Consider the following 18,548-nt stretch of genomic DNA (forward strand, 5'->3'; position numbering starts at 1 on the left):
ACCTCTGGCTAACACTGCTCGCAATCCCGACGATTAAAAAAAGTCAGAAACCACTAGGATTTTACCTTTTACGGCTTGGAGCTGCCGGCGTTGAGGTTCAATGTTTCTTGAAGCTGCGTTCGCAGGAACTCGATCAATGCGCGGCTGCGTTTCGACATGTGATGCTTCGAAGGAAACAGGGCCGAGATCGTTCCGCGCTTGGATCGCCATTCCGACATGATGCGCACGATATCGCCTGAGCGAAGAGCTTCCTGAATAGCGTAGTTCGGAAGCATGCCGATACCGGCACCGCCCTGAATGAGAAAGCGCGCCGCCATGCCGCTGTTGACCCGTAGAGGTGTGGTAAGGTTTACAGTCTCGGTTTTCCCCGTATCGGTCTCAAGTGACACCCGATCCGGATTGAACACGCCGGAAATCCCGACCCAGCTATGGGCCGCCAGCTCTGAAGGGCGGGTCGGGCAACCATGTTCGGCCAGATAGGACTCGCTGGCACACAGAACCATCTCCATCGGCGCCAGCGTCACGGCGAACAGCGCACTGTCGGTAAGCCAGCCTGATCTGAGCGAGAGGTCGATACCCTCATCGACGATGTTGAGGATCCGATCCTCGAGGATCAGATCCAGTTCGATGTTGGGATGCAATGTGCGGAACTCCGCCATAGCGGGCACCACGAAATTCAGGCCCAAATTATAGGAGCAGGTCAGCCGAACCTTACCCTTTTCGCTCTCCCGCGTGCGCTCCACGCCCTGCTGGGCGCGTTCGGCTTCGGCGACGATGCGCGCGCAGCTCTCATAATATTCGAGCCCCTCATCGGTTAGGGCCAGTGACCGCGTGGTGCGAATCATCAGGGTTACGTCGAGCGATTCCTCAAGCGAAGTCAGATGCTGGCTGACGGCCGACTTTGCGATGCCAAGCGCGCGCGCTGCCTCGGAAAAGCTGCCCTTCTCGACGATCTTGGCGAAAACCGCCATTCTGTAGAGGTTGCGCAGTGGCATCGTTCACCCAATCAGAACAGTGAAATCAAAGAATACCAGATTATCAGAACGATGCAGATATTGCACTCTGCTTTCAACGATCCAAGCCGGTTGACCCGGCGAACGACCATGTTGGGAGAGAAGAATGTCTGGACCGTTGTCCGGCGTGCGCGTGATCGATGCCACCACGATGTTGTCGGGGCCGTGGGCCACGATGATCCTGGCGGACCAGGGCGCAGACGTCATCAAGGTGGAGACACCGGGTAAGGGAGATCATATACGTTCGCTCGGCAATCGCCGGGGCGGCATGTCCTCGATGTTCCTCAACATCAACCGCAACAAGCGCTCGATCGCGCTCGACCTCAAAAACCCGGCGGGCGTCGATGCGCTCAAGAAGCTGGTCGAGAGCGCCGATATCTTCGTCCAGAATTTTCGTCCCGGCGTTATGCAGCGCCTGGGGCTCGGTTATGAGGCGCTGAAGGCGATCAACCCGAAGCTCATCTATCTCTCGATCTCCGGTTTCGGCGACGAGGGTCCCTGGGTCGGGAAGCCGGTCTACGACCCGGTTATCCAGGCCGTCTCTGGTCTCACCACCATCCAGGCCGGCAGCGATGGCGAGCGCCCTCGCCTCATCCGCACGGTGCTTCCCGACAAGCTCGCGGCGGTGATGGCGGCGCAGACGATGACCGCAGCGCTGGTCGGGCGCGGCACCGAGGGTCAGGGTCAGCACATTCGCCTGTCGATGCTCGATTCGGTGCTCTATTTTCTCTGGGCCTCCGACATGGGCGGCCTCACCTATCCCGATCAGGCGGATGCCCCGGCGACCGCCGCCTCCTTCATCGACCTCATCTACGAGACCGCCGATGGCCACATGACCGTGTCGATCATGTCGGACAAGGAATGGCGGGGCCTTTGCACGGCGTTCGAGAAGCCGGAGTGGCTCGCCGACGAGCGCTTCTGCTCTGCCGAGAACCGCGATGCCAATGTCGATGCCCGCCTCGAACTAACGCAAGATGTGCTCAAGACGATGCCGACCGCCCATTGGATGGCGCTGCTGGAGAAGCATGACGTCCCGTGCGCACCGGCTCTCACCCGCCGCGAGGTCATCGCGCATCCGCAAGTGATCGCGAACAATATCCTCCTCGAATATCATCACCCTGCAGCAGGCCCGCTGCGTCAGACCCGCGCGCCAGCCCGTTTCGAGAAGACCCCGACCGCCCACCGCAGCGGCGCGCCGCTCCTCAACGAGCATGGCGCCGAGCTTCTGGCCGAGGTGGGCTATGACAGCAGCGCGATCGAGAAGCTGCGCCACGACGGCGCGCTGGGCCTCGATCCCGAACAGACACGCGAACAAGCCGCTTAAGGAGAGGCACGGACAATGACGACAGCTTTGGTGGTGGGTGCCGACAAGGGCATCGCCTGGAATATCGCCAAGCAACTCGCGGATCGCGGCGACACGGTTTATGCGGCGATCATGGGGGAAAGCACCGATTTCGAGGATGCTTCCGTCACCATCCTGCCCAAGGTGGATGTGACGTCGGGCGATGCCGTGAGCGGCATGGTCAAAACGCTGCAGGAGAGCGGCGTCAAGGTCGACGTGCTGTATCATATCGCCGGCGTCATGACCTTGGACGAGCTCGGCAAGATCGACTACGACAGGCTCAACTGGGAATTCCAGATCAACACGGTCGGGCCGCTGCGCACGATCGAGGCTTCGTTGCCGCTGCTGCAGGAAGGCTCGAAGGTCGGAATCGTCACGAGCCGGGTAGGCTCGCTCGGCGACAACAGCTCGGGCGGCCAGTATAGCTATCGTCTATCGAAGGCGGCCGCCAACATGGTCGGCCTCAACCTGCACCATGACCTGAAGAAGCAGGGCATTGCCGTGCGGATGCTCCATCCCGGCATGGTGAAGACGGACCTCGTGAAGGATTATCCCGGCGACTATAATTATATTTCGCCCGCCGAGGCCGCCACGGGCCTTATCGCACGCATGGACGAGCTGACGCTCGAGACCGCCGGCGACTTCCGCCACTCGAACGGACAGGCGCTCATCTGGTGAGGTGATAATAAAATGTCCGACAAGGCCGAGGCAAACATCGGCTGATCGGAGGAAAGGAGAGGATAATGGTGAAGCTGTATTGCTACGGTCCGGGATGGTCGGTTCCCTGCATCAGTCCCTATGTGACCAAGGTTGCCTTTTACATGGACCTGGCCGGGATCGACTACCAGTTGGTCGGCGCCAACCCGTTCACCCTGAAGGCGGACACGCCGCACGGCAAGCTGCCAACGATCGAGGATGACGACGGCACGATCGTCGCGGATTCGACCGCCATCATCCGCCACTTCGAGGCGAGCCGCAGCGAGCCGCTCGACAGGGGAGCGGACGCGCGCGAGCGCGCGCAGATGATGGCGTTCAATCGCCTGCTCGACGAGCATTTCTACTGGTCGGCGGTCATTCAGCCACGCTGGCGCGAGCAGGCGAACTGGGAAACGTATGTTCCCATCATCTGTGGCGGCAACCAGCCCGACGCATCGCTGCGCAACGAGCTCGAGACCTTCCGCCGCATGGTGCTCGGCGAGTTCGATGGGCAGGGCATGGGCCGCCTCAACGCGGAGCAGGTCTATGCCCGCGCGCGGCAGGACGTCGATGCGCTTGCCGGCCAGCTCGGCGACCAGCCCTATTTCATGGGTGACAAGCCGCGCTCGATCGATGCCAATGTGCTCTCGCTCCTCAAGCATACGCTCGAGACGCCCTTCATCTTCGACACCAAGGACTACGTCGCCTCGAAGCCCAATCTAGTCGCCTATGTCGAGCGGCTCAGGGCCCGGATCTCCGACGTCAGCAAAAAGGCGGCATGATCGTGATCGACCTCTTCTACCATACGACGCCCAACGCCCGGAAGGTGTTGATGATGCTCGAGGAGGTCGGTGCGCCCTATCGCATCGTCTGGACGGATATTTCGAAGGGCGATCAGTTCAAGCCCGAATATCTCGCGATCAACCCGAACGGCAAGGTGCCAGCGATCCTCGATCATGACGGTCCCGACGGCGAGCCGATCCGCGTGTTCGAGAGCGGCGCTATCCTGCTCTATCTCGCCGAGAAGTTCGGCAAGCTGCTGCCGCAAGACCAAGCGGACAAATATCATTGCCTCGCCTGGGTCTGCTGGCAGGTCAGCGGGCAAGGCCCGATGAGCGGGCAAGGCGCGCATTTCGTGAGCCATGCGCCCAAGGCCGGGATCGATATTCCCTATGCCAGGGAGCGATACGAGCGCGAGGTCCGCCGGCATTATGATGTGCTCGAACATGCGCTGAGCGCACGCCAATGGCTGGTCGGCGACAGCTTCACCATCGCCGATCTCGCCGCGTTTCCGTGGACCCGCGTGTCGAAGGGACATGGCGTCGATCTCGCCGATTATCCGGCGGTCAAGGCCTGGTCGGACCGCATTGCCGAGCGGCCTTCGGCGAAGGTGCGCCCCGAGGATGCCAGGGGCATCGAGCGCGGGCAAGGCTATCAGGGTTATGATCCCGATCAATGGAAGACGCTGTTCGGCGCGGGGCAAACGCGCCTTGGCGAACGAAGCTCGTCGAACTGAGGAGTCGAAAGATGGATATGGTGACTGTTGGCGACCCGAAAATGACGATCGGCGGTCAGGCTGCGCCGACCACCGATTTCGTCGAGGTCATCAACCCCTCGACGGCCGAGCCCTTCGTGAAGGCCCCCGTCGCCAACCCGATGCAGGTCAACGATGCCGTGGCCGCCGCCAAGGCGGCCTTCCCGGCCTGGTCCACGACCCCGATCGCCGAGCGTCAGCAACTGGTGCGCGCGTTCGCGGCGAAGCTGCGCGAGAATATCGACATCCTCGCGCACATGCTGACCAGTGAGCAGGGCAAGCCGATCAACAACGCCAAGGGCGAGATCAACGGCGCTATCGCGACCATGGAGAGCTATTGCGATCTCGACCTTGATCCAGTCGTGATCCGCGACAAGCCCGAACAGTTCGTCGAGCTGCGCCGGCGTCCGCTTGGGCCCGTCGCCGCGATCACGGCCTGGAACTATCCGGTCCTGCTGTGCCTATGGAAGCTCGGCCCCTGCCTGGTTGCGGGAAATACCGTCGTGGTGAAGCCCGCCCTCGTGACCCCGCTTGCCACGCTGAAGATCGGGGAGATCGCGCGCGAAATCTTCCCGGCAGGCGTCGTCAACGTGATCAACGGCGGCAACGAGGTCGGCGCCGCGCTCGTGACCCATCCCGACATCCGCAAGATCGCCTTTACCGGCTCGACCGCGACGGGCAAGCGCATCATGGCGGACGCTGCGCCGACACTGAAGCGCCTGACGCTCGAGCTTGGCGGTAATGATGCCGGCATCGTGCTGCCCGACGTCGATCCCAAAAAGTTCGCCAACGATATCTTCTGGGCGAAATTCTCGAATTGCGGCCAGGTCTGCGCGGCGCTCAAGCGCCTGTTCGTGCCCGACAGCCTGCACGACGCGCTGATCGCGGAGATGATCGAGATCGCTAGGTCGGTCAAGATCGGCGACGGCTTCGCCGATGGGATCCAGATGGGTCCCATCCAGAATGCCGCGCAGCATGCCCGCCTCGTCGCCCTGGTCGAAGACGCCAAGGCGAAGGGTGCTACTGTTCTCCATGTTGGGGAGGTGCCGGATGGCCCTGGCTACTGGTTCCCCATCACCCTCTTGGGCGATGTGCCGTCGAATGCGGACATCGTTCATGAGGAGGCCTTCGGTCCCATCCTCACCGTCTATCGGTACAGCGATCCCGAAGATGCGCTCGCGCGCGCGAACGCATCGCAATTCGGGCTCGGCGCATCGGTCTGGACGTCAGACGTAGGGGCCGGAGCTGCGCTGGCCGAGCGCATGGAGGCCGGCTCGACGTGGGTCAACCAACACCCGTCCATGGGACCCGATATCCCGTTCGGAGGCGTCAAACAGTCCGGTCTCGGAGTGGAAGGCGCTCGCTGGGGTCTGGAGGAATATACCTCTGTCCACGTCGTCAACGTCAAGAAGGTCGGCCCCTGACGGGGTTGACCGGAGAGGAGAATATCCATGTCCCTGCTGCAACGTGACGATTGGTATGACATTGCCCGCGATGTCGACTGGACCCTGTCCTATGTCGACGAGAAGCAGGCTTTCCCCGAACAGTGGAGTGGCGTCGGCCCCGTGCCGAAAGAAGCCTGGCTGACGTGGGACGAGCCCTATCGCTGCACCTATCGCGACTATGTGTCGGTCCAGCGCGAGAAGGAGGCCGGCGCCCATGCGGTGCGCGAGGCGCTGAAGCGCGCGAATCTCTACGAGCGGCTCGACCCCGCCCATACTGCGGCGAGCCATCTGCACATGGGCACCACCTGCTTCGTCGAGCAGATGGCTATCACGTTGCAGTCGCGCTTCTGCCGGTTCGCGCCCTCCCCTGCCTGGCGCAATATGGGCGTCTACGGAATGCTCGACGAGACGCGCCACGCGCAGCTCGACCTCGCTTTCAGCCACGACCTCCTGAAGAACGATCCCCGGTTCGACTGGTGCAACAAGGGGTTCCACACCAACGAGTGGGGCGTCCTCGCGGTCAAGAATTTCTTCGACGACTGGATGCTGAATGCCAATGTCGTGGAAGCGGCGATCGCGACCAGCCTGGTCGTCGAGCATGGGTTCACCAACGTCCAGTTCGTGGCGCTGGCGGCCGACGCGATGGCGGCGGGCGACATTGACTTCTCGAACCTCCTTTCGTCGATCCAGACCGACGAGGCCCGCCACGCCCAGGCCGGCTTCCCGACGCTCGAGATCATGATGAAGCACGATCCCGAACGCGCGCAGCGGATCTTCGATGTCGCCTTCTGGCGGTCGTTCCGCCTGTTCCAGACGCTGACCGGGACGGCGATGGATTATTACACGCCGCTCGAGCATCGCAAGCAGAGCTTCAAGGAGTTCATGCTCGAGTGGGTCGTCACCCAGCACGAGCGCGTGACTCGCGACCTCGGCCTCAAGCAGCCATGGTATTGGGACCAGTTCCTCGAATGCCTCGAACATGGCCATCACGCCATGCATATCGGCACCTGGTTCTGGCGGCCGACCCTGTTCTGGAAGCCCAATGCCGGCGTGTCGAAGGCCGAGCGCGCCTGGCTCAACGAGAAATATCCGAGCTGGGAAGACAGTTGGGGCGGTCTCTGGGACGAGATCATCGACAATGTGAACGAGGGCAAGATGGAGCAGACCTACCCGGCGACGCTGCCGGCGCTCTGCAACATCACCCAGTTGCCGCTGGGCTCCGGCTGGGACCGCCACCACCTCAAGCAGTGGAAGTCCGAATATAAGGGTCGGGTCTATAATTTCGACAGCGAAATCTCGAAGTGGTGCTTCGACGTCGAGCCCGAGCGCTATGCGGGTCACACCAACGTCATCGATCGGTTCCTGCTCGGCATGATCCAGCCGATGAACCTCGAAGGCGGTCTCGCCTACATGTCGATCACCCCCGATGTGATGGGCGACGACGCTTATGGCTACCGCTGGGCGGAGGACTATCGGTCCTACGCGCAGGCCGCCGAATAAGGGAGAAGCATCATGGCATTGTTTCCCATCTACGGCGTGTTCGAGGGCGACTTCGTGCCGCACCTCGTCGCGATCGATACCGACAACAGCATGGCCGAGATCGCCGATGCGGTCGCGATCCATTCGGTCGGGCGCCGCATCAAGGCGAAGCCAGGCGGCACCTACGAGGCGCTCATTGCCGATGAGGTTGTGCCGCTCGATCGCAACTTCGGCGAGGTGATGGCCGAGAAGGGCGTCGCGCCGCTCGATTTCGTGACGGTGCGCTACGCCGCCTGACGCAACGAGAAGAAGACGGTCGCGGTCGCGACAGCATGGAAAGGAAAGGAATGATGTCAGTGACCGCGACCGGCGTGACGTTTCACGAGATTTGCAGCGAGGACGAGCTCTGGGACGGCGAAATGGATGTCTTCGAGGCCGGGGACGTCGAGGTGCTGGTGCTCAAGCATGAAGGGCAGTTTCACGCCTATCAGGCGATCTGCCCGCACCAGGACATCCCGCTGGTCGAGGGAAAGTTCGAAAAGGGGGTGCTGACCTGCCGCGCACACCTCTGGCAGTTCGCCGCCGACAGCGGCCGGGGCATCAACCCGTCCAACTGCCGGCTCAAGCGCTATCCGGTTGAAATTGATGCGGGGAAGGTTCGCGTCGGCGAGCAGCCCATCGAGGAATGATCGTGGAAGACACAAAAGCACAAGGGATGAGGGAGGTGGAGATGGAGACTTCGGAAAGCCGTATCGTCGAGGTGCAGGAGATCAGCGAGGAGGGCTGCGGCCCGATCCTGCGCTCGGGCGAGATCGCAGACGCCGCGATGGACGCGATCGCGGAAGACAATCCCGACAAGCAGGTCTTCGTGATCGACCGCGGCGATTATATCCGCATCAACACGCTGGGCTCCTGCCGTCTCACGCGCAAATCGATGGAGCGCAACCTGGGGCGCGACTTCCCGCTGCCCCGGATCGAGATCGAGATGCCCAGCTTCGCTGGCCGCATCAAGACCACCGACAGCGAAATCACCTGGTATCACAGCAACTAAAGAGAGGTGCTGGACACGCAAGCCACACCTTTAGGAGAGGGAACATGAGCGGAGCCGTCACACGTATCGGCAGGAACCGGGCGAAGACCTGGTCCAGCTTCGGCAATCTCGGGCGCAAGCCGAGCGAATATGAAGTCGTCACCCATAATATGAACCACACCTACCGGAACGACGGTGGCCAGCCCCTCGAGATGGGCCCCGACGTTCCCGGTAATGTGTGGCTCAGGGAGCATCGCGACGCGAAACTGTTCGGCGTCACCGCCTGGAACGACTTTCGCGATCCGGACGAGCTCACCTACCGCAAATATTGCCAGTTGCAGGATGAGCAGGAAACCTATGTCGACGAGCTGCTGCGCAACTTCACCGAGGTAAAGAAGGCGGACGGTCGTCTCGACGACACGGCGCTGACCTTCCTGCAGACGGCGATGACGCCCTGCCGCTATCTGGCGCATGGCCAGCAGATGCTTTCGTCCTATGTCCAGCAACTGGCCCCGTCCTCCTATGTCGGCAATTGTGCGACGTTCCAGACCGCCGACACGCTGCGCCGCGTCCAGCGGATCGCTTACCGCACCAAGCAGCTCGACAATGCCCATCCAATGCGCGGCTTCGGGACGGGCGAGCGCGCGATCTGGGAAAAGGATGCGGGCTGGCAACCGATCCGCAAGGCAATCGAGCAACTCATGCTGGTCTACGACTTCGACCGCGCCTTCGTCGGCTACGAACTGTGCGTACGGCCGGTGCTCGACAACATCTTCCTGCAGCAATTCGCGATCGTCGCGCGATCGCTGGGCGCCGAGACCGACGCGCTGATCGCCGAGAATCTCTATGTCGATACGGTGCGCGCCAACCGCTGGAGCATTGCCGTCGCCCGGTTCGTCATCGCCCAGGCGCCTGACGCCAGGTCGGAGATGAGGACACTGGTGGCTGAGTCTCGCGGGCGGGTGGACGAGATCGTGCAGGCGGGCACGGATCTGATCACGCGCTACGTCACGGGTGCGACCGCGGAAGCCTATTCCGTCCGCGAGGAGAAATCGCTTTTCGGCAAGGGCAAGCCGGCTTCGGCTGCGATTGCCGAGACGATGCGGTCACGGGTGCGCACCGACTGGAGCGCTCTCATCAACGAGGCTGAACTGGGGAGCGACGCCTAAAAGCCGTCGCATAGAGACAATGCTAGCATCGCGCAGCGATGTGACGGTCGAGGCGACCGTTGCATCGACCGGGGAGGCTTTTGCCTGTCATCCGGGACAGACATTGCTGATGGCGGGGCTCCGGGCGGGGCTTAATCTCCCGTATGAATGCGCGTCGGGTGCCTGCGGCTCCTGCCGCTGCAAACTCATCGACGGCGAGGTCGAAACCCTCTGGGCCGATGCGCCCGGATTGTCCGACCGCGACCGTCGCCGTGGCGGCACGATCCTGATGTGCCAGTCGCGTCCGATGACCGATGTCCGGATCGACGTCAGGGTCCGCGAGCCCATAGGCATTCCTCGCCCGCTCTCGACGGTCGCCACCGTCGTCTCCACGCGACCGCTGACCCCCGACATGATGCACATCACCTTGGCGCCGGCGGATCGCATGGCGTTTCTGCCGGGGCAATTCGTCATCGTGAAGCTCGATGGTGTCGGCCAGCGCGCCTATTCGATGGCCAATGTCGACCAGGGCGGCAGGCAACTCGAACTCATCGTCAAGGTGAAGCCCGGCGGCGCCGTTTCCGGCGCTTTTGCGCATCGGCATCTGGTCGGTGATCGCGTCTCTGTCGAAGGCCCTTATGGGGGCGCTTATTATCGGCGCGATTGCGAACGGCCTGTGGTCGGCATCGCCGGCGGATCGGGGCTGGCGCCGATCTGGTCGATCGCGCAGGCGGCCGCTGCCGGCTACCGCCGGGATGTCCATCTCTACTTCGGCGTCAACGGCCCTCGCGATGTCTGCTTCCTCGACGAGATGCAGCGGCTCAGCACGGGCAACAGCCGGGTGAAGACGCACCTCATCGTTCGCGACGACGCGCCAGCCCGGACCCGGCCGGGCCTGGTCGGAGATGCGGTGATCGAAGACTTGTCCGATCTGACGGGGGCCGACGTCTACATGGCCGGTCCCCCTCCGATGATCGACGCCATCCTGGGTCGCTTGGTGACTGAGAGTAGAATCGACAGCGACCGGGTCTTCTTCGACCGATTTTGCTGACGAGAGAAAATATAGGGGAGAGAGAAAATGCGGGTTAGGATCGCAGGACTTCTGGGAAGCACGGCCCTGTTCATGGCCGTGCCCGCCCATGCGCAATATATCCAAACAATGGGAGTGGACGAGAACTGCACCGCCGTCGGCGGCGCATGTACCGCACTCCCGCCAAGTCTCGGCAGCTATTACGAAAACCCCTCCGCGATCGCCGACCTGGCACGCCCCCTGATCGGGTTCAACGCCCGCGCGATCGACACTACCCATCTCGACCTCGAGGATGATGACGGCAACCACAACATCCCGCGCACCAATACCAAGGGCAAATATGCGGTCGCGCCGACCCTCGCCTTCTACACGCCGATCATGAAGAATGTGACGGTCGGAATCGGTGTCGGCGCACCCTTCGCCATTACGGCGGACTGGACGAACGCCAGTGGTATCCACCGCTACGACATGTCCGATCAGTCGCTGTTCATTCTCGATGTTTCGCCGACCATCGGGATCAAGCTTACCAACCGGCTGTCGATCGGTGCGTCCGCCAGCATCACCGCCTTCCGGCACCTGACCACACAGACGCTGATCCCGGATAGTTTCGGCGCGGCGCTGCCGCCCTCTTTGGGCGGAGCTGGCACGATCATTCCGACCACACCGACCAGCGCGATCATCGGCTCGATTTCCCTCAACACGAACAAGAACTTCCACATCGGGCTTCCACCGAACGATATGGAAACGGCGTTCGATTCCGTTGCCGGCGTATTCGGGCTCCAGTATAAGCTCAGTGATACGGTGACGTTGGGCTTCGCGGCACGTACACGCACCAAGAACACGTTCCACGGCACGGCTGCTCTCATCGTCGGCGGCACGTCGCAAACCAGCCCCTTCGCCCTGCGGCTCGACATGCCGGGGCATATCCAGTTCGGTATCGCCGCAAAGATCACGCCCAGAACGACGGTGTCGATCGACTATCAGCGGACCTTCTGGTCCGACGCGGTCGGCTTCGGATCGCCGGCGGACATCAAGTTCAGCACGCCGCTGCTCGGCTTCATCAATAAGCTCGAGGTCAGCTATAAGGCGCACGACACGTCCAACATCCACATGGGCGTGCAATATGCGCTGACACCCAGAGCGACGCTCATGGGCGGCTACGCCTTCAACCAGAGCATCTTCCCGAGCGATGCGGTCGATATCCTGACCTATGATTCCAACCGGCATATCTTCTCGACCGGCCTACGTTACGACATGCGCAAGGACCAGACCAGATCCGGGCTGATCCTGACGGGATCCTTCCAGTGGGTTCAGTATGAGAAGCGCACCATCGCGACGGGCGAAAGCGCCAATCTCGGCGGTGTGTCGCTGCCGAACCTGACCGCCGCCGACACGCTGTCCTTCACCAGCAACCGCAGCCCGTTCACCTTCGGGGGCAGCATCAGGTCGCTGTCCATGGCCATACAATATGTTTTCTAGGCTGACGGGAATCTTCAGACGGTCCCCGAAAGGCGGCCGGGGCGTACAGTGCGCGTGCGAGGTGGACCCTCGCACCGTACCGCTGTCGATGCTGCACCTGATGGACCAGCTTCTGCCGGCAGCGTGCCGCTGCCCTCCTCAATGCCAATGCGAGGCTCGCCGTCGTGGCTGATCGTTCGATCCATATTCTTTCCGCGGCTCGTACCCCCATGGGCGGGCTCATGGGCGACCTTTCCGCTCTGTCGGCCGGCGCACTAGGCGCGGTAGCGATCCGTGCCGCCATGATGCGCGCCGGCGAGACGGTTCTCGACGCCGTCGAGGGCGTGATCATGGGCAATGTCATCGGTGCCGGCCAGGGCCAGGCACCGGCGCGTCAGGCCGCATTGGGCGCAGGACTTGCCCACGCCGTCGGTGCGACGACGCTCAACAAGATGTGCGGCTCGGGTATGCAGGCCGTCATGGATGCCGCCGACCGGATCGCGGCCGGATCGGCGCGCATCTTGGTGGCGGCATGGAGAGCATGTCGAACGCTCCTTATCTCGTCGCCAAGGCGCGTGGCGGCCTTCGCCTCGGGCATGGCGAGTTCAAGGACGCCATGTTCCTCGACGGACTTGAGGACGCCTACGAGCGCGGCCGGCTGATGGGGAGCTTCGCGGATGCATCGGCAGCACGGCTGCAGGTCACCCGCGAGGCGCAGGACGATTTTGCGATCGCATCACTCGAACGGGCGCAACGCGCTATCGTGGAGGGTGATTTCGCTGACGAGATCACGCCGGTCACGGTGACGGGACGCAGCGGCGAAACCGTCGTTGCGATCGATGAGCAGCCCGGCAAGGCGAAACCAGATCGGATCCGGTCGCTCAAGCCGGCCTTCGTGCCTGGCGGGACGGTGACGGCGGCCAACAGCTCGTCCATCTCCGACGGGGCCGCTGCATTGGTCGTCGCCGCGCCCGACGCGGGTCTTGGCACGCCGATCGCGCGGATCGTCGGCCATGCCGTCCACGCCCAGGCGCCGGCCGATTTCGCGACGGCGCCAGGTCCGGCGATATCGAAGCTGCTCGACCGGATCGGATGGCGCGCGGCCGACGTCGATCTCTTCGAGGTCAACGAGGCCTTCGCCATCGTGGCGATGGCGGCGATGAAGGATCTCGGCATCACCCATGACCGGATCAACGTGAACGGCGGGGCCTGTGCGCTCGGCCACCCGATCGGCGCCTCGGGCGCGCGGGTGCTGGTGACATTGCTTCATGCCCTGCGCCGTCGCGGGTTGAAGCGTGGTGTCGCCTCACTCTGCATCGGTGGCGGCGAGGCCACGGCGATGGCGGTGGAACTGGCATGAACGACAGTCTCGCCCTTTCCCCGCGAGAAGCGCGCTGGCGTCGTTCGCTCGACGAGCCCGACGACTACTGGCTTGCGGAAGCGGATCGGCTCGACTGGATCAGAAAGCCGACGCGCGCCGGCGATTGGTCGTTCGACGAGGCCGATTTTCATGTCCGCTGGTTCGAGGACGGCATGCTCAACGCCAGTGCCAATTGCCTCGACCGCCATTGTGCCGTTCACCCTGACAAGACGGCGATCATCTGGGAGCCCGACGATCCGGATGCACCGGCCTGTATCCTCACCTATGGCGAACTGCGCGAGCAGGTTTGCAGATTTGCCAACGTCCTCAGGAACTCTGGCGTAGGCAAGGGCGACCGGGTCACGATCTATCTTCCGATGATACCGGAAGCGGCGATCGCGTTGCTCGCGTGCGCGCGGATCGGCGCGATCCATTCCGTGGTGTTCGGTGGCTTCTCGCCGGAGGCGCTTGCCGCGCGCATTTCGGACTGTGGCAGCCGCGTGGTCGTCACCGCCGATGAGGGGCGTCGCGGCGGCAAGCGCGTTCCTCTCAAAGCCAATGTCGATGCCGCTTTGGCGCTGGCGCCGATCGTCGAAACGGTGATCGTCGTGCGCGCGACCGAGGCTCGGATTTTCATGGAGGATCAACGCGACGTCTATTTGGACGACGCGCTGGGGTCGGTGGCCGCGCAGTGCGTGCCCGAGCCGATGGCGGCCGAGGATCCCCTGTTCATCCTCTACACCAGCGGTTCAACCGGCAAGCCCAAGGGCGTCGTCCACAGCACGGCCGGTTATCTCCTCTGGGTGACGGCGACCTTCGCTGAAACATTCCGTCCCGAGCCAGACGAAGTCTTCTTCTGCTCGGCCGACATCGGCTGGATTACCGGGCACAGCTATATCGTCTATGGCGCGCTTGCGAACGGTGCGACCACCGTGATGTTCGAGGGCATTCCCAACTGGCCGACCCCCGCCCGGCTCTGGGACATCGTCGCACGTCACAAGGTCGGCATGCTCTACACGGCCCCGACTGCGCTCCGCTCGCTGATGCGCGAGGGGGATCATTGGGTGACGCGGACCGACCGCTCGAGCCTGCGCTTGCTGGGCAGCGTCGGCGAGCCGATCAATCCCGAAGCCTGGCGCTGGTATCACGATGTCGTCGGCGAAGGCCGCTGCCCCATCGTCGACACCTGGTGGCAGACCGAGACGGGCGGGCAGATGATCACGGCGTTCGCCGATACCCGCCCGCTCAAGCCGGGGGCGGCGCAACTGCCCTTCTATGGCGTCGAGCCATGCCTTCTCGATGGGGAAGGAAAGCCGATCAAGGGACCGGGCAGCGGCAACCTCGCCATCGCTCGAAGTTGGCCAGGGCAGATGCGCGGCGTGTGGGGAGAGCCCGAACGCTTCTTCGAGACCTATTTCCGCACCTTTCCCGGCTATTATTTCACGGGCGACGGCGCGCGGCGCGACGAGGACGGCGAATGGTGGCTGACCGGTCGCGTAGATGACGTCATCAATGTTTCGGGACATCGGCTCGGAACGGCAGAGATCGAAAGCGCGCTCGTGCTACATCCCAGGGTGGCCGAGGCCGCAGTGGTCGGCGTTCCGCACGACCTCAAGGGACAAGGGATCTACGTGTTCGCCACGCTCAACGAAGGCGAACACCCCGATGACGGCCTCAGGGGCGACCTCATCAAGTGGGTGCGCGGGGAGATCGGCCCGATCGCGGCGCCCGATACCATCCAGTTCGCCCCCGCGCTTCCCAAGACACGCTCGGGCAAGATCATGCGACGCATCCTGCGCAAGATCGCCGAGGGACAGTTCGGCGAGCTGGGCGATGTCTCGACACTTGCGGACCCGGCGGTGGTGTCGGCGCTGATCCATGGCCGCGGCTGAGATCGGGTTGCCGCGGCAGCTCCGACACGAAAGCAGCCCGCTAGCCCCGCGCAGCCTGCGCGACGATAAGGAAAGATAGAATATGGCTTCGATGATGATGGGCGCGGCCGTAACCGGCGGTGCGTCGGGACTGGGTGCGGCGACCGCGCGGATGCTGGCTGCACGGGGGCTGCATGTCGTCATCCTGGACCTCGACGAGGAGAAGGGCGAGCGGGTCGCAAGCGAGATTGGCGGCCGGTTCCTCAAGGTCAATGTCGCCGACGCCGCGAGCGTCACGCATGCCGTACAGGCCGGCTGGACTGCCGCGCCGTGGCGCATCCTCGTCAATTGCGCCGGCATCTGCCCGGCAGTGAAAACGGTGAGCCGCGACGGTAAGCCCCATGATGCTGCCGTCTTCGCCCACGCGGTCGGCGTCAACCTGATCGGCACCTTCCATACTCTGTCGATCGCGGCCGCGGCGATGAGCGGCAACGAGCCCGACGACCAGGGACAACGCGGGCTCATCGTCAACACGGCGAGCATCGCGGCCTATGACGGCCAGATGGGCCAGATTGCCTATGCAGCAACCAAGGCAGGCGTCGCTGGGATGACGCTGCCCGCCGCGCGCGATCTCGCCCCGCTCGGCATCCGCGTCGTGACGATCGCACCGGGTCTGTTCATGACGCCGCTGCTCGAAGGTCTGCCGGAAGCCGCGCGCCAGTCGCTGGGGCAGCAGGTGCCGTTTCCGTCGCGGCTCGGCGCCCCCCGCGAATATGCCCACCTCGTAGGGGCGATCATCGATAATCCGATGCTCAACGGCGAGACCATCCGTCTGGATGGCGCGCTGCGCATGGCGCCCAAATGAGGACGCCTCCATGACCGAAGCCATCGACAAGAGCGCCGTGCTGGCAGCCCTGAACGAATTGCTCGAGGCCGAGCGCGCCGGAGCGCGTGTCGCACTCGTCAGCCGCAAGCAAGCCAGGACCGGTTACGCCGACCTCATGCGGCAGGTTCATGTTGACGAATCGCGCTGGTGCGAGATGCTCAGCCGGCAAATCTCGCGGCTGGGGGGTGAGCCCTCTCCGGCGTGCGGCGCCTTTTTCACAAAGGCCATCGCCATATCCGAGCCGCTCGATCGGCTCGCCTTCCTGAACCGGGGTCAATCCTGGGTCGTGCGCAAGCTGGAAGCGCTGCTAGCGCAGAGAGAGGACGAGGATCTCCGCAGCGATCTCCAGGATATGCTCGACAGCCATCGCACGAACATCGACGCCGCCGCCGATTTCCTAGCGGCGGCCGGGAAATGATTGAACAATCGAAACCGCATGGCGCGCGGGCGCGCCCCAAAAGCGATCGGAGACAGACATGAGCAAGACATTTTCGGGCGGCTGCCAGTGCGGGGGAGTTCGCTATCAGGTCGAAGGCGAACCCGTCATGGTCGCCAACTGCTTCTGCCGGGATTGCCGGAGCGCATCGGGAGGCGCCGGAAGTACCGTGGCGGTGTTCCCTGCGGACGGCTTTGCGCTCGATCGCGGCAGCGCCATCGGCTATACGAGCGACGCCGCCAGCGGCAAATCGCTCACCCGCAATTTCTGTTCGACCTGCGGGTCCCGGCTCTTCACCGACCAGATCGAATCCTTCCCCGGCATGGTGATGATCGCGCTGGGCTCGCTCGAAGATGGCCATGGGCTCGCGCCGACCATGAACATCTTCGGCAAGGACATGCCCGTGTGGGCGGCGGTCAACACCGCTCTTCCGACGTCCGACGCGATGCCGGGCTGATCGATGACCGACTATGATTATGATCTGTTCGTGATCGGCGCCGGGTCGGGCGGAGTGCGCGCCAGCAGGATCGCCGAGGGCCACGGCGCCCGGGTTGCCGTGGCCGAAGAACATCGCATCGGCGGAACCTGTGTCATCCGGGGCTGCGTGCCCAAGAAGCTGCTCGTCTATGCCTCGGCGTTCGCCGAGGAACTACAAGATACGGCCAGGCTCGGGTGGACTTTCGGGGGCATGCGCTTCGACTGGACCGCCCTGCGCGATTTCGTGTCGAGCGACGTGGCTCGGCTCGAAAAGGCTTATATCGACACGCTCGATGCCCACGGCATCGCGCGTTTTCAGGAGCGCGCGACGGTGGCCGGCCCTAATAAGGTCCGGCTTGCGAGCGGACGCGAGATCTCGGCGCGTTATATCCTGATCGCGGTCGGCGCGTGGCCGGTGGTTCCGGAATTTCCTGGCAACCAGTGGGCGATCACCAGCAACGAGGTTTTCCATCTCGAGACCTTGCCCGAGCGGGTGGTGATCCAGGGTGCGGGCTATATCGCGATGGAGTTCGCGTCGATCTTCAATGCGCTCGGTGCGAAGGTGACGATGGTGAGCCGGTCCGACCGGATCCTGCGCGGCTATGACGAGAGTCTTACCGAAAGGCTGCTCAAGATCACCCGGGCGCGGGGCATCGATTTTCATTTCCACGACCCGATTGTCCGCGCCGACAGGCAGGATGATGGCTCCTTGCTGGTCGGCCTTGAGGGCGGTGAACGCATCGCGGCGGATATCATGCTGGTCGCAGCGGGGAGACGGCCCAAGACCAAAGGGCTGGGACTGGAAAATGCCGGCATCACGCTCGGCGACGCGGGCGAGGTGCCCGTCGACAGGCATAACGCGACGTGCTGTCCGAGCATCTACGCGGTCGGCGACGTCACCAACCGCATCCAGCTCACGCCGGTGGCGATCCGCGAAGGTCAAGCCTTCGCAGACACCGTGTTCGGCAGAGCACCGCGTGTCGTATCCTACGACCATGTCCCCAATGTCGTCTTTTCGCAGCCGCCACTCGCCGGTGTCGGTCTGACCGAGGCGCAGGCACGCGCTCAGGGATTGAAGATCGCCATCTTCACCAGCGATTTCCGGCCGATGAAGAATATGTTCTCCACTCGCGTCGAGCGCGGCTTCTATAAGCTGGTCGTGGATGCGGATAGTGAGCGTGTGCTGGGCGTGCATATGATCGGTCCAGACACGCCCGAGATCCTCCAGGCGGTCGCGATTGCGGTGAAGGCGGGGCTCACCAAGGCCGATTTTGACGCCACCATGGCGCTCCATCCGTCGATGGCGGAGGAGCTGGTACTGATGCACTCGGCCGCGTGATCGG

At 63.4% G+C, this 18,548-nt stretch carries 18 protein-coding genes and 1 pseudogene; 18 read left to right on the forward strand and 1 reads right to left on the reverse strand.

Translation table 11 applies throughout. The features are described 5' to 3' along the window. Nucleotides 1–68 precede the first annotated feature (68 nt). Entirely contained in the window at nucleotides 69–995 is a 927-nt protein-coding gene (locus EEB18_RS21315; protein WP_187140699.1) for a LysR family transcriptional regulator, read from the reverse strand. Nucleotides 996–1,119: 124 nt separating this feature from the next. On the opposite strand from EEB18_RS21315, the gene EEB18_RS21320 reads away from it, so the two are divergent. The 18 genes and pseudogenes from EEB18_RS21320 to gorA all read left to right on the forward strand — a co-directional run bounded on the left by EEB18_RS21320 (nucleotide 1,120) and on the right by gorA (nucleotide 18,544). After that, complete coding sequence (locus EEB18_RS21320) at nucleotides 1,120–2,337, forward strand: CaiB/BaiF CoA transferase family protein (RefSeq protein ID WP_187140700.1); 1,218 nt, start codon at nucleotides 1,120–1,122, stop codon at nucleotides 2,335–2,337. A 15-nt stretch (nucleotides 2,338–2,352) separates the two neighbouring features. Further along, entirely contained in the window at nucleotides 2,353–3,033 is a 681-nt protein-coding gene (locus EEB18_RS21325) for an SDR family oxidoreductase (protein ID WP_187140701.1), read from the forward strand. Between the two features lie 122 nt (nucleotides 3,034–3,155). Further along, entirely contained in the window at nucleotides 3,156–3,833 is a 678-nt protein-coding gene (locus EEB18_RS21330) for a glutathione S-transferase family protein (protein ID WP_187140702.1), read from the forward strand. Then, entirely contained in the window at nucleotides 3,830–4,567 is a 738-nt protein-coding gene (locus EEB18_RS21335; protein ID WP_222943123.1) for a glutathione S-transferase family protein, read from the forward strand. Before EEB18_RS21330 ends, EEB18_RS21335 begins: the two co-directional genes overlap by 4 nt. 11 nt (nucleotides 4,568–4,578) lie before the next feature. Beyond that, the gene (locus EEB18_RS21340; protein WP_262408031.1) at nucleotides 4,579–6,009 is read left to right on the forward strand and encodes an aldehyde dehydrogenase family protein; all 1,431 of its coding nucleotides are present in this window, start codon (nucleotides 4,579–4,581) and stop codon (nucleotides 6,007–6,009) included. 27 nt (nucleotides 6,010–6,036) lie between these two features. Then, entirely contained in the window at nucleotides 6,037–7,530 is a 1,494-nt protein-coding gene (locus EEB18_RS21345; RefSeq protein WP_187140703.1) for a YHS domain-containing protein, read from the forward strand. A gap of 12 nt (nucleotides 7,531–7,542) precedes the next feature. After that, entirely contained in the window at nucleotides 7,543–7,806 is a 264-nt protein-coding gene (locus EEB18_RS21350; RefSeq protein ID WP_187140704.1) for a toluene-4-monooxygenase system B family protein, read from the forward strand. 59 nt (nucleotides 7,807–7,865) lie between these two features. After that, nucleotides 7,866–8,198: a Rieske 2Fe-2S domain-containing protein gene (locus EEB18_RS21355; RefSeq protein ID WP_262408032.1), complete on the forward strand. Its 333-nt coding sequence runs from the start codon at nucleotides 7,866–7,868 to the stop codon at nucleotides 8,196–8,198. Between the two features lie 41 nt (nucleotides 8,199–8,239). Further along, complete coding sequence (locus EEB18_RS21360; protein WP_187140706.1) at nucleotides 8,240–8,560, forward strand: MmoB/DmpM family protein; 321 nt, start codon at nucleotides 8,240–8,242, stop codon at nucleotides 8,558–8,560. Between the two features lie 44 nt (nucleotides 8,561–8,604). Further along, a complete protein-coding gene (locus tag EEB18_RS21365; protein ID WP_187140707.1) occupies nucleotides 8,605–9,708 on the forward strand; it encodes a toluene hydroxylase in 1,104 nt (367 codons plus the stop codon). Nucleotides 9,709–9,748: 40 nt separating this feature from the next. Beyond that, nucleotides 9,749–10,738 carry a 2Fe-2S iron-sulfur cluster-binding protein gene (locus EEB18_RS21370; protein ID WP_187669045.1) on the forward strand — a complete coding sequence of 330 codons (990 nt, stop codon included), beginning with the start codon at nucleotides 9,749–9,751 and terminating at the stop codon, nucleotides 10,736–10,738. A gap of 72 nt (nucleotides 10,739–10,810) precedes the next feature. After that, on the forward strand, nucleotides 10,811–12,196 hold the full coding sequence (locus EEB18_RS21375) for an OmpP1/FadL family transporter (protein ID WP_187140709.1): 1,386 nt from the start codon (nucleotides 10,811–10,813) through the stop codon (nucleotides 12,194–12,196). Between the two features lie 164 nt (nucleotides 12,197–12,360). Further along, nucleotides 12,361–13,535, forward strand: a pseudogene (locus tag EEB18_RS21380) (acetyl-CoA C-acyltransferase). Then, nucleotides 13,532–15,427: an acetate--CoA ligase gene (acs, locus tag EEB18_RS21385; RefSeq protein ID WP_187140710.1), complete on the forward strand. Its 1,896-nt coding sequence runs from the start codon at nucleotides 13,532–13,534 to the stop codon at nucleotides 15,425–15,427. The pseudogene EEB18_RS21380 and the gene acs overlap by 4 nt, the downstream one beginning before the upstream one ends. A gap of 82 nt (nucleotides 15,428–15,509) precedes the next feature. After that, the gene (locus EEB18_RS21390) at nucleotides 15,510–16,271 is read left to right on the forward strand and encodes an SDR family NAD(P)-dependent oxidoreductase (RefSeq protein WP_222943124.1); all 762 of its coding nucleotides are present in this window, start codon (nucleotides 15,510–15,512) and stop codon (nucleotides 16,269–16,271) included. A gap of 10 nt (nucleotides 16,272–16,281) precedes the next feature. Further along, complete coding sequence (locus EEB18_RS21395) at nucleotides 16,282–16,710, forward strand: DUF6306 domain-containing protein (protein ID WP_187140711.1); 429 nt, start codon at nucleotides 16,282–16,284, stop codon at nucleotides 16,708–16,710. Between the two features lie 58 nt (nucleotides 16,711–16,768). Next, a complete protein-coding gene (locus EEB18_RS21400) occupies nucleotides 16,769–17,185 on the forward strand; it encodes a GFA family protein (protein ID WP_187140712.1) in 417 nt (138 codons plus the stop codon). A gap of 3 nt (nucleotides 17,186–17,188) precedes the next feature. After that, the gene (gene gorA, locus EEB18_RS21405; RefSeq protein ID WP_187140713.1) at nucleotides 17,189–18,544 is read left to right on the forward strand and encodes a glutathione-disulfide reductase; all 1,356 of its coding nucleotides are present in this window, start codon (nucleotides 17,189–17,191) and stop codon (nucleotides 18,542–18,544) included. Nucleotides 18,545–18,548 lie beyond the last annotated feature (4 nt).

Source organism: Sphingopyxis sp. OPL5, from assembly GCF_003797775.2.
GTDB lineage: Bacteria > Pseudomonadota > Alphaproteobacteria > Sphingomonadales > Sphingomonadaceae > Sphingopyxis.

Excerpts from the sequence above, each read along its gene's own strand:
- EEB18_RS21335 (WP_222943123.1), top strand. The coding sequence starts at position 3,830 with ATGATCGTGATCGACCTCTTCTACCATACGACGCCCAACGCCCGGAAG.
- EEB18_RS21400 (WP_187140712.1), top strand. The coding sequence starts at position 16,769 with ATGAGCAAGACATTTTCGGGCGGCTGCCAGTGCGGGGGAGTTCGCTAT.
- gorA (WP_187140713.1), top strand. The coding sequence starts at position 17,189 with ATGACCGACTATGATTATGATCTGTTCGTGATCGGCGCCGGGTCGGGC.
- EEB18_RS21340 (WP_262408031.1), top strand. The coding sequence starts at position 4,579 with ATGGATATGGTGACTGTTGGCGACCCGAAAATGACGATCGGCGGTCAG.
- EEB18_RS21365 (WP_187140707.1), top strand. The coding sequence starts at position 8,605 with ATGAGCGGAGCCGTCACACGTATCGGCAGGAACCGGGCGAAGACCTGG.
- EEB18_RS21345 (WP_187140703.1), top strand. The coding sequence starts at position 6,037 with ATGTCCCTGCTGCAACGTGACGATTGGTATGACATTGCCCGCGATGTC.
- EEB18_RS21325 (WP_187140701.1), top strand. The coding sequence starts at position 2,353 with ATGACGACAGCTTTGGTGGTGGGTGCCGACAAGGGCATCGCCTGGAAT.
- EEB18_RS21390 (WP_222943124.1), top strand. The coding sequence starts at position 15,510 with ATGGCTTCGATGATGATGGGCGCGGCCGTAACCGGCGGTGCGTCGGGA.
- EEB18_RS21320 (WP_187140700.1), top strand. The coding sequence starts at position 1,120 with ATGTCTGGACCGTTGTCCGGCGTGCGCGTGATCGATGCCACCACGATG.
- acs (WP_187140710.1), top strand. The coding sequence starts at position 13,532 with ATGAACGACAGTCTCGCCCTTTCCCCGCGAGAAGCGCGCTGGCGTCGT.
- EEB18_RS21375 (WP_187140709.1), top strand. The coding sequence starts at position 10,811 with ATGGCCGTGCCCGCCCATGCGCAATATATCCAAACAATGGGAGTGGAC.
- EEB18_RS21395 (WP_187140711.1), top strand. The coding sequence starts at position 16,282 with ATGACCGAAGCCATCGACAAGAGCGCCGTGCTGGCAGCCCTGAACGAA.
- EEB18_RS21350 (WP_187140704.1), top strand. The coding sequence starts at position 7,543 with ATGGCATTGTTTCCCATCTACGGCGTGTTCGAGGGCGACTTCGTGCCG.
- EEB18_RS21315 (WP_187140699.1), bottom strand. The coding sequence starts at position 995 with ATGCCACTGCGCAACCTCTACAGAATGGCGGTTTTCGCCAAGATCGTC.
- EEB18_RS21360 (WP_187140706.1), top strand. The coding sequence starts at position 8,240 with ATGGAGACTTCGGAAAGCCGTATCGTCGAGGTGCAGGAGATCAGCGAG.